General features: G+C 62.4%; 9 protein-coding genes. 3 read left to right on the top strand and 6 right to left on the bottom strand.

Going from position 1 to position 13007, the window contains the following annotated elements; translation table 11 throughout:
- Positions 1-8 precede the first annotated feature (8 nt).
- Positions 9-1085: a PIN domain-containing protein gene (locus ACETPF_RS03190; RefSeq protein ID WP_373932812.1), complete on the bottom strand. Its 1077-nt coding sequence runs from the start codon at positions 1083-1085 to the stop codon at positions 9-11.
- Complete coding sequence (locus tag ACETPF_RS03185; protein WP_373932811.1) at positions 1082-2842, bottom strand: hypothetical protein; 1761 nt, start codon at positions 2840-2842, stop codon at positions 1082-1084. Before ACETPF_RS03185 ends, ACETPF_RS03190 begins: the two co-directional genes overlap by 4 nt.
- 131 nt (positions 2843-2973) lie before the next feature.
- Here ACETPF_RS03185 and ACETPF_RS03180 point away from each other — a divergent pair, with 131 nt between their 5' ends.
- Positions 2974-4101, top strand: coding sequence for a restriction endonuclease (locus tag ACETPF_RS03180; RefSeq protein ID WP_373932810.1), 1128 nt, complete (start codon positions 2974-2976; stop codon positions 4099-4101).
- A gap of 16 nt (positions 4102-4117) precedes the next feature.
- Here ACETPF_RS03180 and ACETPF_RS03175 read toward each other — a convergent pair whose 3' ends face one another.
- Complete coding sequence (locus tag ACETPF_RS03175; protein WP_373932809.1) at positions 4118-5359, bottom strand: tyrosine-type recombinase/integrase; 1242 nt, start codon at positions 5357-5359, stop codon at positions 4118-4120.
- A 129-nt stretch (positions 5360-5488) separates the two neighbouring features.
- Positions 5489-6184, bottom strand: a complete 696-nt coding sequence (gene trmB, locus ACETPF_RS03170) for a tRNA (guanine(46)-N(7))-methyltransferase TrmB (protein WP_373932808.1) — start codon at positions 6182-6184, stop codon at positions 5489-5491.
- 160 nt (positions 6185-6344) lie between these two features.
- Here trmB and ACETPF_RS03165 point away from each other — a divergent pair, with 160 nt between their 5' ends.
- Positions 6345-8015, top strand: coding sequence for a calcium-binding protein (locus tag ACETPF_RS03165; RefSeq protein ID WP_373932807.1), 1671 nt, complete (start codon positions 6345-6347; stop codon positions 8013-8015).
- Between the two features lie 129 nt (positions 8016-8144).
- Positions 8145-10031: a calcium-binding protein gene (locus tag ACETPF_RS03160; RefSeq protein ID WP_373932806.1), complete on the top strand. Its 1887-nt coding sequence runs from the start codon at positions 8145-8147 to the stop codon at positions 10029-10031.
- Between the two features lie 60 nt (positions 10032-10091).
- Here ACETPF_RS03160 and metK read toward each other — a convergent pair whose 3' ends face one another.
- Together metK and lnt are read right to left on the bottom strand one after the other, a co-directional pair.
- Complete coding sequence (gene metK / locus ACETPF_RS03155) at positions 10092-11297, bottom strand: methionine adenosyltransferase (RefSeq protein ID WP_373932805.1); 1206 nt, start codon at positions 11295-11297, stop codon at positions 10092-10094.
- 60 nt (positions 11298-11357) lie between these two features.
- Entirely contained in the window at positions 11358-13001 is a 1644-nt protein-coding gene (lnt, locus tag ACETPF_RS03150; protein ID WP_373933059.1) for an apolipoprotein N-acyltransferase, read from the bottom strand.
- Positions 13002-13007 lie beyond the last annotated feature (6 nt).

Raw genomic sequence — 13007 nt, 5'->3', positions numbered from 1 at the left:
CACGCAGATCATGTGTCGAGCATGTCCCATTCGTCTCCGAGGACCCAGCGCAGCGCGCTCAGCTTCCCGTTGAGCATGCCCCATTCGAAATCGGACCAGGGACCCAAATTATCGAGGCCGACTTCATCCTCGGTCCGCTTCGCAGCTTCCAGCGCGCGTGCCCATACGCTGTCGAGGATTTCGCCGGGCTTATAGGGAGATCGAGAATAATCCTTCTCGGCGACGACCTTCTCGCGCCCCTCCTCGATCGCGATCCGCGTATTCCAGTGCCGGTTGTACCAGATCTGGCGAAAAAGCAGATGCTCGGCCTCGAGAATTTCCGAAAGCCGGCGCGGCTCCTGCTGCCATTCATAGTCAAACTTGAGATCCTCCATCCACTCTGGTGCGAAATCGTTGAGAAGCTCAGCCAGGTTCAGCGCGTAGATTGACCTGGTGCAGTCGAACAGACCGGCCAGATCCGGATGGGGGCGGCGCTCATCCACCCCCATGTCGCTGAAGTCCTGCTTATTATGCGTGACGAAAGCGAGGGCCTCACTGTCCTGCCTCCCGGCGAGCGCCTCCGCATATAGCTCAACGAGAATCGCGTCCCCCATGCTGTTCTTGGTCTTATGGAAAGGCGCCTGCTTCTTCAGGGCGCGTTCCGCCGCGAGAAGCTTCGCGGTGTCCGAAGTTTCGATGATCTTCGCCGAGGCGAAGAGCGCTTCGACCTTTCCGATCGAGTCGTTCACGGCGCTGCCCAGCGTCGTGATCTGGTGGTCGGCATCATCCAGTTGAGCCAGCGTTGCCTTGCGATCCTCGCCGCCAAGCGCCGTCAGCGCGTCTTTGACGCGACGGATCGTCGAAGACAGGCTTCGGCGCGCCTCGCCGACAATCCGGTCTTTGTTCCGTGCAAATTCCTCGACGACCTGCCTGGGAAGGATCAACTCAACCGCGTCGCTCTCCACCATCTGCTGAAGCGCGGCGATCGTCGCTCGCTGGCGATAGTCCTTTGCGACATCGAGCCAGACGCACGTGTCGACGAGGATGCGCAGCTTGATGCCTGTCTCGGCATCAGGAGTCGTCTCGGGAATGTTTGGCGTTGTCATGCCCTCTCGTCTTTCGCCTCGCCACCACTCCTGCGGTGATCGACCACCACCATGTCTGGTGGCCGTAGCTCGAGTACGTCATGCGGATGCAGGCCCTCGTCGACATAGGCATCGATCTTCGATTCCAGTTCGGGGTCGCTACGCCAATGGCCTTGGGGGAATTCGAGCAAGGGACCGTGTGTCACGCCTTCGTAGGCGACGGTCAGCGGCCCAAGCGGGAACTCGACCATGGTGGTCACCAGCGCGGCGTCGGCATGTTCGGCATAGGTTGCCAGGACATGCTGGATCAAAGCCATATCGCCGTCCGATCGCCGGAGTAATCGCTCAAGGGTGCGGAAATTGATCACCTTGGTGCTTTCCGCGCCGAAGAACATGCCCGCATTGTCCGAGGTGATCACCAAATGATCGAGCGCGACGACAAAACTATCGAAGCGTGGATGGCCTTCCTTGGGCAGCATCCGCGACAGAAAGCGAACGCCGTCTTCGGTCCGGATGAAGCGCTGGAGCGCCTCGACCTGCCGAAAGGCCTTCGACACACTGTCCTTGTTGAGCACTTTCAGCTGATCTTTCGCCCAGCGCGGCGGGACCGGGCATTTCAGCTCGCAGACAAAGATGACATAGCCAAGCGTCGGCTCAACCGAGATCACCATGAGATCGACGTCCGGCAGCGTCGCGTCGAACTCCCGGAGAGACACCTCACTGTGGCAGATGAATCCTTGCGCCTCCCAGCTTGCCTGCACGCGCCGGACGAAGGCGCTGCCGATCTCGTTGCTGACCTGCTCTAGGAAGGTGTTCGGGCGTCGCTGGGCGATTACCCGGAGAATGTTCACCAGGCCCTCCGCTATTGCGAAATGGTGAGGCCGCATGACGACACGCCCATCTCCATCGCCTTCGCGCATGAGTGAGAAATAGGTCGCATCGACACGATCCACCGTGGCATCCCGGTCGAAGACCATATCCTTTAGAATGCGCCGCCCGATGTCTGGCGACACGCCCAGCTCCTCGTTTATGCCCTCAAGCAAATCTTGTTCGGGCATGTAGATCGCGCCGGCCGCGTCCTGGGCGCGCGCAAGGTAGCGATGGTACAGCGCCTTCTTAAGTAGCAGCCGGTAAACGCTCATAAACTGTTGGTAGCTGTAGCCGCCAAGATCGATCGGGCTGTCGGGCGCGATCAGCGAGAAATACGCGGCGAGCTTGAGGTCGACTTCCTCCTGCATCAGCGGATCGGCGGCCAGCATGTTCGCGGTCGCCACACCCTCCGGCTCATCCTCGAGCAGCCGCAAGATTTGATCGGAATGGTGGAAATCGCGGAAGTGGTGCTCCGACCCGAGCAGCTGATCATTGTGCACGGTGAAGAACTGGCGCGGGATCGAACGGTCCGCAAAGCGGATCTCGACCTTGCCGTCATCGAACGTCCAGTCCATCGATCCCGGCACATTGTAGGAATAATAGAGATACTCGCGGAGCATGTAGTAATGCTGCGTGAAGGCGAGATCGTCCATAATCTGTCGGACATCGGCTTCCTGCGAAATCTCGGCCTCATAGCCGTCCTTGCCCGCGACGAAATGGCTCGCCAGGATCGCATAACCGCGCTCGATCCACTCCGCGCCACCCGGGCCCTTTTTGAAAGCGCCGATCTCGTAAATCTCTGACGCTAGGCCGAGCGCGCTTGTGCTCGACCACCGCAGGCTCGGCAGCGCGCCTAGTGCCTTATCGAGCTGCTGCTCAAAATCCCGTAACTGTGACTTCTCGACCACCGCGACCGCCGTTCATTGTTCCCACTGCCGACGACCAATATCGGGGCGGCCTGACGTCGTCGATTATTCTCGCCCGATCGGCGCGCGGTTCAAGTTGATCTCACCGGAAACGGATGATTTATGCTGCCGCGATGACCAGCGCGCTCGAAGAACAATGGCGGCAACCACTGTTGCCCGGCTATGTCCGGAACGGGCCGGTCATGCAGAATTTGCTTGCTGCCCTCAGCAACGGCGATCGCATCATCGAGCTGGTTGGCGCCCATGGCTCGGGCAAAACGACCTTGCTGAAGTCGCTAGCGAACGAGCGACCGAACCTCTTCGACGGCACGATTGAGTATTTCGGCGGGAACGAATCTTTCCCGCTGATGGAAGCTATCGATGTCATCGCCGATAGATTTCGAGCCTCTCCCGGCCGCAACCTTCTTGTCATCGACGAAGGTGAGCGGATGGACCGTGGTGATCTCCTGGAGGGCATCAACAGGCTCGGCACCGGACCCTGGCGTTTCGCGACCATCGTAGCCACCACCAAGCCCCTCAATGTGGGCCACGCGGTCCACGTGCTGCCGCTGAATTTCACCGAGATGGGGGCCCTGCTTGAAGCGCAACTCGGGGAGCGCTTATCGTCCGATATACTCGGTAAGCTGTGGGCGGCATCGCAAGGTGTGCCGCGCTTGGCGAATATCTTGGCGCAACGCTGGCTGTCTGGCGGGGTGCGCGACTTCGATGCGCTCGCTAACCTGCTCAATCCGCTCGCCGTGCCCGGCTTGGTTGATCCTTATGGCCGTCCGCTTGCCCGCGGCGGCCACGAAGAGAAGACGATCATTTCCGACGTCCGCTTCGTCAGCGACGAACTGCTCAAAGCAGTGAAGGGCGATCCGACGCTAGCTCACGCCCTGACGCCGCGCGAATTTGAAGAGCTCTCGGCCGAGCTCTTCCATCGCCAAGGCTATAAGGTGACCATTACACCCCAGACGCGCGATGGCGGTAAGGACCTCTATCTAGCCAAAGCTGACGGCTTCGGATCTTTCCTCTACATCGTCGAATGCAAACGCTACGCGCCCGATAACCCGGTCGATGTCGGTGTCGTTCGTGCACTCTACGGGGTTGCCCAGCATGAGCGCGTGACCGCGGCGATGACCTTGACCACATCATATTTCAGCAAGGACGCGGCGGATTTTGCGGCGGAGGTGCAATATCAGCTCGCGCTTAAGGACTTCATTGACCTCAAGCTCATGCTCGAGACACCCGCCGACGGGTGACGATGCATGCCTGAGCTTAAGCGGCAATCTTCTTTGCCGGCACGCGGGGGGTCGAATCTTGCGACTTTAATATCAATGCGATGTGGTCATTCCAGACGCGCAGCGCCTCGCGCTTCTCTTCTCTCCAGTCGTGTCTCTGATAGATTCCAGCAACGCCCGATCGCGAAGCGCCGACGTGGTTGAGGACCGCCTCGGTAACTTCGAACCGAACGCCTAAACGCTGGAAACCGGTCGCAAGCGTTCGCCTCAGGTCGTGCAGTCGCCAAGGTGGGAGGGCGTCACCGCCATCCGCTGCTACCAGTTTATCTAGCTTCGTCTTGCCCTTCGAATAGGCCGTGAAGCCCGCACCACTGGAAGTCGGGAACACGCGACCCCGCCGCGGCCAACTCTCGCCTTTGGCGACCTTGTCCAGTTCGGCAATCGCCAGATCGTTCAGAGGCACGATATTCGGCTCGCCGTTCTTGGCGCGGACGCCAGGCAGGCGCCATTCGCGCTCTTCACGGTCGAGCTCTTCCCAGACCAGGCTTGTCACTTCTTCGCGGCGCTGCCCCGTCACGATCAACAGGCGCACGATCGGCCCAAAGCACCGATGCGTATGCGGGGCCTGTTTCCAAATTCGCCCGAGTTCTCCATCGCTGAGCCAACGCTCGCGCGCGGTGACCGCAGGGGGCGTTTCCATTCCCTCCATCGGACTGCGGTCAATGTCGCCACGACTTACCGCCCATTTGAACAGCCGGCGCAACACAGCAAACACGTTGCGGCGGTTTGCGACCTGATCCGCGGACATGCGATCAAGAACCGAGACGATGTCGCTGCGCACTATCTTGGGAAGCGGCTTGTCCTTCAGGACTGGCTTTGCGTGGAGACGAAGCGACCGAACAACCAGCGTGGTCCAACCCTTGCCGGTGCACGATTTCGAGAAATGGTCTGCATAGTTCGAAAAGGCGAGGTCGACCGCCTCCCGCCGCCGCTGCTGATCCGCCTCAACAGGATCGATCCCCTGGGCAACGAGGCGAAGCAACCGGCCAGCTTCCTCCCGGGCGGTCGCGGGCGTCCATGGGGAGCCATGTCCGCCGATCGTATAGCGCTTAGTTTTCGATTCCCGTCCGCCCATTCGGTACTGCAGGATGTACGAGGCGGCGCCGGTCGAGCTTGTCCGAAGCCCGAAGCCCTTCAGATCCTCATCCCACAGATAGCCGGTAACGCCGCTTCCAAGAAGCGAGTCCAGGGTTCGTTTGGTGATTTTTCCGGTCGCCATTGCAATACCTCAGGTACCACATTTGTAATCACCGTACAATCACCGCAACGGATATCACCGGATACCGCCTCGCAGAATTGGCGGTGTAACCATCAGAAAAATAATGACTTTGCTGATTCTCGCTTTGGCTTAAATCCGCCGGTATCTGAAGTACCAGACTTCGTGCCCCAGCCGGCGGGCTTTTGCCTCATAACGGGTTTCGGGCCAGCCCCCGGGGCGGTTCTGGAAGTCGCTGGGCTCGCTCGCCAGCCACTCGAAATCCGGGCGGCCGTTCATCACCATCAGCGCCCAGCGGAGATAGACCGGGTGGTCGGTGCCGAAGCGAAACTCGCCGCCGGGCTTCAGCTTGCGCGCGATCATAGCGACCGGGCCGGGGTTCATCATCCGCCGCTTGGCATGGCGCGCCTTGGGCCAGGGATCGGGGTGAAGCAAATAGACGAAACTCAGCGCCCCGTCTGGGATGCGAGAGAGCACCTGGAGCGCGTCGCCCATGTGGAGGCGGACATTGCCGAGATGCTGGTCGCGCACATGCCCCAGCGCCTGGACCACGCCGTTCAGGAACGGCTCCGCGCCGATGAAGCCATGATCGGGCAGCAGGTCGGCACGCCAGGCGAGATGCTCGCCGCCGCCGAAGCCGATCTCGAAATGGAGCGGGCGGTCATAGCCGAACAGGGCGGCGGCAGTGACCTCGCCCTCTTCCGGCACTGAAATGGCGGGCAGGAGCGTATCGACCAGTTCCTGCTGCCCCTTACGCAGCTTTGGCCCCGACTGGCGGCCGTAGAGGCGGTTCAAGGTGGTGGGATCGCCGGATTTATGCGCTGTCATGGGGCGGCGCGATAGCGGGCGGGGCGGGGGCGGGCAAGCAGGTGGAGGATGCGGCCCGCACAATCCATGGAAATGAAATGGAAAACATATAGTTGGATACGGCTTGCGCGACTGCGATCGCGGTAGGCGGACGCCGCCGATGGGGTGGATTGGAGAATGGATGATGACGGACTATGTCGGCGGGCCCGGGAATGACATTTTCAATCTCTTCGGTGCCGACGGGGATGCGAAGGTCGACGGTGGCGGCGGTTATGACATTCTCAACATCGATTTTGTCGGGATGCTGAAGCCGCCGTCGCCGGGCATATTCGGCGCGACGCTCGCCGGCAATCAATTGTTCATCACCGCCACACCGTCCGCTCGAGTCCAGTTCAACGATATCGAGCAACTCACCATCAACGCGAGGGGCGCGTATCTCCAGATATTGTCGGCTGATATAGCCGTCCGTGTCGAGGGTGGCGCAGGCAGCGCGCTCGCACTTTACCTGACCGACGAGACCGCCGGCCGTCGCTTTATCTACGACCGTGATGCGGTCAGTCATATCGGGAATGTCAGCTTCCAGGACATCGATCGCCTGACCTTGGCCACCGGGGGTGGCAATGATGTGCTGATCGGCGGGGCGGGCTATGAGATTTTCATCGGCGGCGGCGGCGACGACATATTGGACAGCGGCGTTGGCGGCGGCGGCGGGTTGGTCGGGGGCGAAGGAAACGACATCCTGTACGGCCGCAGCCCTGACGCGCTGCTGGAAGGTGGAGCGGGTGACGATGTGATCCGTTTCCTGGCCGACAAGCTCGGTTCCGCTGTGATACAAGGCGGGGAGGGGAATGACATCTTCTATCTCGAGCAGCCCATACCGATTCTTGAAGACGCGGCATCCAGCGGCGGCGTGGATGAGGTTCGCTCCGGGATGGCGGACTATGTGCTGCCGGCAGGGGTGGAGAATTTCCGGGGGTTATCAGCCCAGGGGCAACAGGCGCGCGGCAACGACCTGCCCAACCGAATGGTAGGCAATGCCGGCAACGACGTGATCGAAGGCGGGGCTGGCGACGACCGGCTGTTGGGCGGGGGTGGCGTTGACAGCGTCAGCTACGAACATGCGGCCGCCGCGGTCATCGTGTCGCTCGCGGCTGGGATGGCGCGGGGAGGCGCGGGGAATGACCGGCTCGCGGGGTTCGAGAATATCCGGGGGTCGGCATATGACGACCGGCTGGTTGGTGACGATGGCGGCAACATCCTTTCGGGGTTGGATGGCGCGGACAGGATGATCGGCCTGGGCGGCGACGATGATTATTGGGTGGACAATCCCGGCGACAGGGTGGTGGAAGCGGCCGGTGGCGGGCAAGACCGGGTGTTCGCCGCCATAGACTATCGGCTGCCTTACGAAGTCGAGACGCTGTTTCTGCTGGGACGGGCCAGTATTGACGGCCGTGGCAACGACCTCGCCAATTTTCTGGTCGGCAACAGCGGCTATAATCGGCTGGCGGGCGGCGGCGGCGGCGACGTGCTGACCGGCGGGGCAGGGCGTGACAGCTTCGTGTTCGACACACGGCTGGGACCGGACAATGTCGATCGGATTACCGACTTCGTGGTGGGCGAGGATCATATTCAGCTCGCCCGGACGGTGTTCGGCGGCGTGAAGGGCGCGCTGCCGGCCGACGCCTTCGTCATCGGCGGCGCGGCGGTCGATGCCAGCGACCGCATCCTCTATGACAGCGCGAGCGGGGCGCTGTTCTTCGACGCGGATGGGTCGGGCGGCGGGGCGGCGGTGCAGTTCGCCAGGTTGACGCCGGGGCTGGCGCTGAGCGCTGCCGACTTGCTGGTGGTGTGAAGTGCGGCGGTGAACTGATCGCTCGCCATGCGCCGAATTATCATGTAAAAGCCGCAGGATAGTAGCAGGTCGCGTTGTGTTTGATGTCCGATCGCCTCACCGGCGATGCGGGCGCCATGTGGAGAATGGATGATGACGGACTATGTCGGCGGGCCTGAGGATAATGTGTTCAATCTGACGGAAGCAGGCGGAACGTCGTCAGTCGACGGTGGCGACGGCTATGATGTTCTGAACCTGGATCTGCGGGCACGGCCGTTCCGGCGGACGGTCATCGATTCGGGTCAGATCGCGCATTTGCCCGATTCGGGTGATTCCTATGAAGCCAGAATAATCGATTTTCAAAATATCGAGCAGACGAACATCAACCTGCTGGGAGGATCGGTTCTGATCCGCTCAATTGAGCCGACCATATCGATTGCCGATGGCGCGACAATCATTTTCGACCTGTCGCAGGAGACGATCGGGCGCACGATCGCCTTCGATCGTAACGGCATCACCATCGGCAACATTTCCTATAGTGGCTTTGCTCGCGCGGAATATTATGGCGGATCGGGCAATGATGTTCTGACAGGCGATGGTAGCACCGAAATCCACGGCGGCGATGGCGACGACATACTGAATACGGGGTCGCAATTCCCAGGAGCTTATCTGTACGGTGATGCGGGGAACGACATTCTGATCGCCGATGGGGGCATTTCCAGAGGAGATTTGCGGGGAGGGACGGGCGACGACATCTACATAATTAATTCACCTTACCTGCAAGGCTACATCATCGAGAATGCCGGGGAAGGGGTGGATGAGGTTCGGACCGAGCAAAGTTCGTACACCCTGGACCGCAATGTCGAAAATCTGACCGCCCTCGATAGCGACTTCCATCAATTCGACGGTAATGAGTTGGACAACCGCATTACTGGAAATTCTGGTAATGACTATCTTTACGGGCTTGCTGGCAACGACGTGATCGAAGGCGGGCTGGGCAATGATGACCGGCTGTTTGGCGGCGACGGGATCGATAGCGTCAGTTACGAACATGCCGCTGCCGCCGTCGTGGTGTCATTGGCCGCCGGGACAGCGAGCGGCGGAGCGGGGAACGACCTGCTTTCGGAGTTCGAGAATATCCGGGGATCGGCCTTCGACGACAGGCTCACGGGCGATGATCGCGGCAACATCCTGTCCGGGCGCGACGGCGCGGATATCATGATTGGGTTGGGCGGCGACGACGATTATTGGGTCGACAATGCAGGCGACCAAGTGGTCGAGGCGGCAGGCGGTGGCAATTCCGACCGCGTTTTCAGCGCCATCGACTATAGCCTGCCCGATCATGTCGAAGCGATTTACCTGATCGGCCGGGCCAATATTGACGCCTATGGCAATGATCTCGACAATCTGCTGGTGGGAAACAGCGGGAATAACCGACTTGTCGGGCAAGGTGGCGAAGACCGGATGATAGGCGGCACCGGAGACGACATCTACCATGTTAACAGTGCGGGCGACACGGTGGTCGAGACGCCGGGCGACGGCACCGATCTGATCGTCGCCAGCATCGCGATCGATCTGACCGACTTGCTGGGGATCGAGAATGTACGGCTGGTGGGTGGCCGCGCTCTGTCGCTGACGGGCAATGACCTGGACAATGTCTTGACAGGGAATGCGGGCGACAATCTCATTTCCGGCCGGGACGGCAACGACTTGCTGACCGGAAAGGCGGGACGCGACAGCTTCCTGTTCGACACAGCTTTGGCGCCGGACAATGTGGACCGGATTACCGACTTTGTCGTCGGGGATGATCTCATCTTGCTTGCCCGCACTGTGTTTCGTGGGACAAAGGGCGCACTACCGGCCGACGCCTTCGTCGTCGGCGGCGCGGCGGCGGATACCAGCGACCGCATCATCTATGACAGCACGAGCGGCGCGCTGATCTTCGACGAGGATGGATCGGCCGGCGGGGCGGCGGTGCAGTTCGCCACGTTGACGCCGGGGCTGGCGCTGAGCGCTGCCGATTTTCTGATCGTTTGACACGAAAACGGGCGCCGGATGAAGCCGGCGCCCGTTTTGCTCCCTAAGGCTTGGCGCTGCTTACAGCGCGGCCTTGAGGTCGTCGATCAGGTCGAGGCGTTCCCACGGGAAATAGTCGCCTTCCGGCGTGCGGCCGAAATGGCCGTAGGCGGCGGTCTTGCGGTAGATCGGCTTGTTGAGGCCCAGATGCGTGCGGATACCGCGCGGGGTCATGCCGCCCAGCTTTTCGATCTTGCCGATCGCCTGTTCGATCTGGTCGTCACCGACCGTTCCGGTGCCGTGCGTGTCGACATAGAGCGAGAGCGGCTTGGCGACGCCGATGGCGTAGGCGAGCTGGATCGTGCAGCGCTGGGCGAGGCCGGCGGCGACGATGTTCTTGGCGAGGTAGCGGGTGATATAGGCGGCCGAGCGATCGACCTTGGTCGGGTCTTTGCCCGAGAAGGCGCCGCCGCCATGGGGCGACGCGCCGCCATAGGTGTCAACGATGATCTTGCGACCGGTAAGGCCGGCGTCGCCGTCCGGCCCGCCAATCTCGAAGCTGCCGGTCGGGTTGATGTGATAGACGGTCTCGTCGCTGAGCAGCGCGGCGGGGATGACCTTTGCCACCACCGACTTCACATAGGCGTGAAGCTCGGCTTCCTTGTCGCCCTGGTCATAGCCGGGCGCATGCTGGGTCGAGACCACGATGGCGGTGCAGGCGACCGGCTTGCTGCCTTCGTAGCGGAGCGTCACCTGGCTCTTGGCGTCGGGCTCCAGGAAGGGGGCAGCGCCCGAATGGCGGTCGGCCGCCATCGTTTCGAGGATCTTGTGGCTGTAATAGAGGGTGGCCGGCATCAGGTCGGGCGTGTCGTCGGCGGCGTAGCCGAACATGATGCCCTGGTCGCCAGCGCCTTCATCCTTGTTGCCGCTGGCGTCGACGCCCTGGGCGATATGGGCGGACTGGCCGTGGAGATTGTTTTCGAAGCGGAAAGTCTTCCAGTGGAAGCCGTCCTGCTCGTAACCGATTTCGCGGACGGTGTTGCGGACGGTCGCTTCGATCTCTTCCTTCGCGCCGGGCGCCCACTCGCCATTCTCATAGACGCCCTTGCAGCGGATCTCGCCGGCGAGGACGACGAGCTGGGTCGTGGTCAGCGTTTCGCAGGCGATGCGGGCTTCGGGGTCTTTGGAGAGGAACAGGTCGACGATGGCGTCGCTGATCTGGTCGGCGACCTTGTCGGGATGGCCTTCGGAAACGGACTCGGACGTGAAAAGGTAGGTCGAACGCATGGTTGCTCCAGTCTGATGCTGTGTCTGCGTATAAAGAAATCTTTATGTGCAGCGGACGCCTTAGCGGCTGCCGCGGCGGCTGGCAATGGCGGCGCCCAAGAGCAGAACAGCGAAGAGGAAGGGCAGGATGTTGCCGAAACGGGCGAAGAGGGTCGGCGGGAGCGCGGGCGGAAGGCCGGATTCGAGATAGCCGGCGCGGTTGAGGCCGAGCGAGCGGAGCACATGGCCGCGCGCGTCGATCACGGCGGAGACGCCGGTCGGGGTGGAGCGGAGGATGGGGATGCCCTCCTCCAGCGCGCGCAGGCGGGCCTGCGCGAGGTGCTGGACCGGACCCCAGCTGCCGAACCAGGCGTCGTTGGAGGGGTTGAAGAGGAAATCGGGGCGGTTGGCGCGGTCGATGACCTGGCCTGAAAAGATGATCTCGTAGCAGATCTGGACGCCCATTTTGAGTGGCGGGCGGCCGGTGGCGGGGGGGAGGGTGAGGCTCTGCGGGCCGGGGCCGGGCCAGAAGTCGGCGTCGCCGGGGACGAGGCGGGAGAGGCCGAGAGGGGTCAGTATCTCCCGCATCGGCAGATATTCGCCATAGGGCACCAGATGCGCCTTGGAATAGCGGCCGGCGATGGTCGCCTGCGGCGTCACGATCCAGAGGCTGTTATTTGCGCCGGCGAGCTTTTGCGTGGTGACGCCATGTTCGGTGACCGGTCGGAAATAGACCTTGTCCGCGCCGGTCATGAGCAGGTCGCCGGGGCCGAGCAAGGCGGCGAGGCGGGCGCGCCAGTCGGGCTCCAGGTCGAGATAGGCGGGGATCGCGGCTTCGGGCCAGAAGATGAGGCGCGGGGCGGGGCGAGGCTGGCCGGACAGGGCGGCGAGGGTTCGGAAATGGCGGACTTCGGCCTCGGCGGAGTATTTTTCGCCCTGGCCGATATTGGGCTGGACGATGCGGATGCGGGGGGCTCCGGGCGGGGCAGGCGGGGCGGGGGCGAGCAGGCCCCAGAGAGCGAGCAGGGCGAGGGGGGCTGCGATGACAGCGGCGGGGCGGAACTGGCGGCGAAGCGCGAGCAAGATGGCGCTGGCGGCAAGGATGGTGAGCGCGCCAAGGCCATAGGTGCCGATGAGGGTCGCGGCGATGGGAATCCCGGTGGGCAGCAGCGTAACGCCGAGCGGATTCCAGGCGAAGCCGGTGAAGAGGGTGGCGCGGAGATATTCGGTGATGAGCCAGGTGGCGGCGAGGAAGAGGGGGAGGGGCGACCATCCTCCCCTGTAAGGGGAGGTGGCAGGGCGAAGCCCTGACGGAGGGGTGTCGCCCTCTCGATAGGGGGACACCCCTCCACCACTTCGTGGTCCCCCTCCCCTTACAGGGGAGGATTGGTTGAGCCACCACGCGCCAAGCGTCGCCAGGCCCGGATAGACCGCCAGATAGAGCGACAGCACGATCACCGCGCCATAGCCGAACCAGTGGGGCATCGCGTCCTGGAAGGTGAAGGCGTGGGCGATCCAGTTGAGGCCGAGGGTGAAGTGGCCGACCCCGAACAGCCAGCCGCGCAGGAAAGCGGTGCGGCGGTCGGGGGCGCGATCGATCAGGACTATCAGCAGCGCGAGGCAGGCGAGGGTGACGGGCCAGAGCGTGAGCGGCTCGAACCCGGTCGCCGACAGGACGCCGGCCAGCAGCGCAGCGCGTTTCGGTCGGGACAGGATCGCCTGCATCGCGGC

Origin of the sequence: Sphingobium agrisoli (assembly GCF_041877245.1) — a bacterium.
Lineage (GTDB): Bacteria > Pseudomonadota > Alphaproteobacteria > Sphingomonadales > Sphingomonadaceae > Sphingobium.
This window is presented reverse-complemented; position numbering and strand designations above follow the sequence as displayed.

What these genes read in the sequence shown, in the direction of transcription:
- ACETPF_RS03175 (WP_373932809.1), bottom strand. Translation starts at nt 5,359, where the DNA reads ATGGCGACCGGAAAAATCACCAAACGAACCCTGGACTCGCTTCTTGGA.
- metK (WP_373932805.1), bottom strand. Translation starts at nt 11,297, where the DNA reads ATGCGTTCGACCTACCTTTTCACGTCCGAGTCCGTTTCCGAAGGCCAT.
- ACETPF_RS03190 (WP_373932812.1), bottom strand. Translation starts at nt 1,085, where the DNA reads ATGACAACGCCAAACATTCCCGAGACGACTCCTGATGCCGAGACAGGC.
- trmB (WP_373932808.1), bottom strand. Translation starts at nt 6,184, where the DNA reads ATGACAGCGCATAAATCCGGCGATCCCACCACCTTGAACCGCCTCTAC.
- ACETPF_RS03180 (WP_373932810.1), top strand. Translation starts at nt 2,974, where the DNA reads ATGACCAGCGCGCTCGAAGAACAATGGCGGCAACCACTGTTGCCCGGC.
- ACETPF_RS03165 (WP_373932807.1), top strand. Translation starts at nt 6,345, where the DNA reads ATGATGACGGACTATGTCGGCGGGCCCGGGAATGACATTTTCAATCTC.
- lnt (WP_373933059.1), bottom strand. Translation starts at nt 13,001, where the DNA reads ATGCAGGCGATCCTGTCCCGACCGAAACGCGCTGCGCTGCTGGCCGGC.
- ACETPF_RS03160 (WP_373932806.1), top strand. Translation starts at nt 8,145, where the DNA reads ATGATGACGGACTATGTCGGCGGGCCTGAGGATAATGTGTTCAATCTG.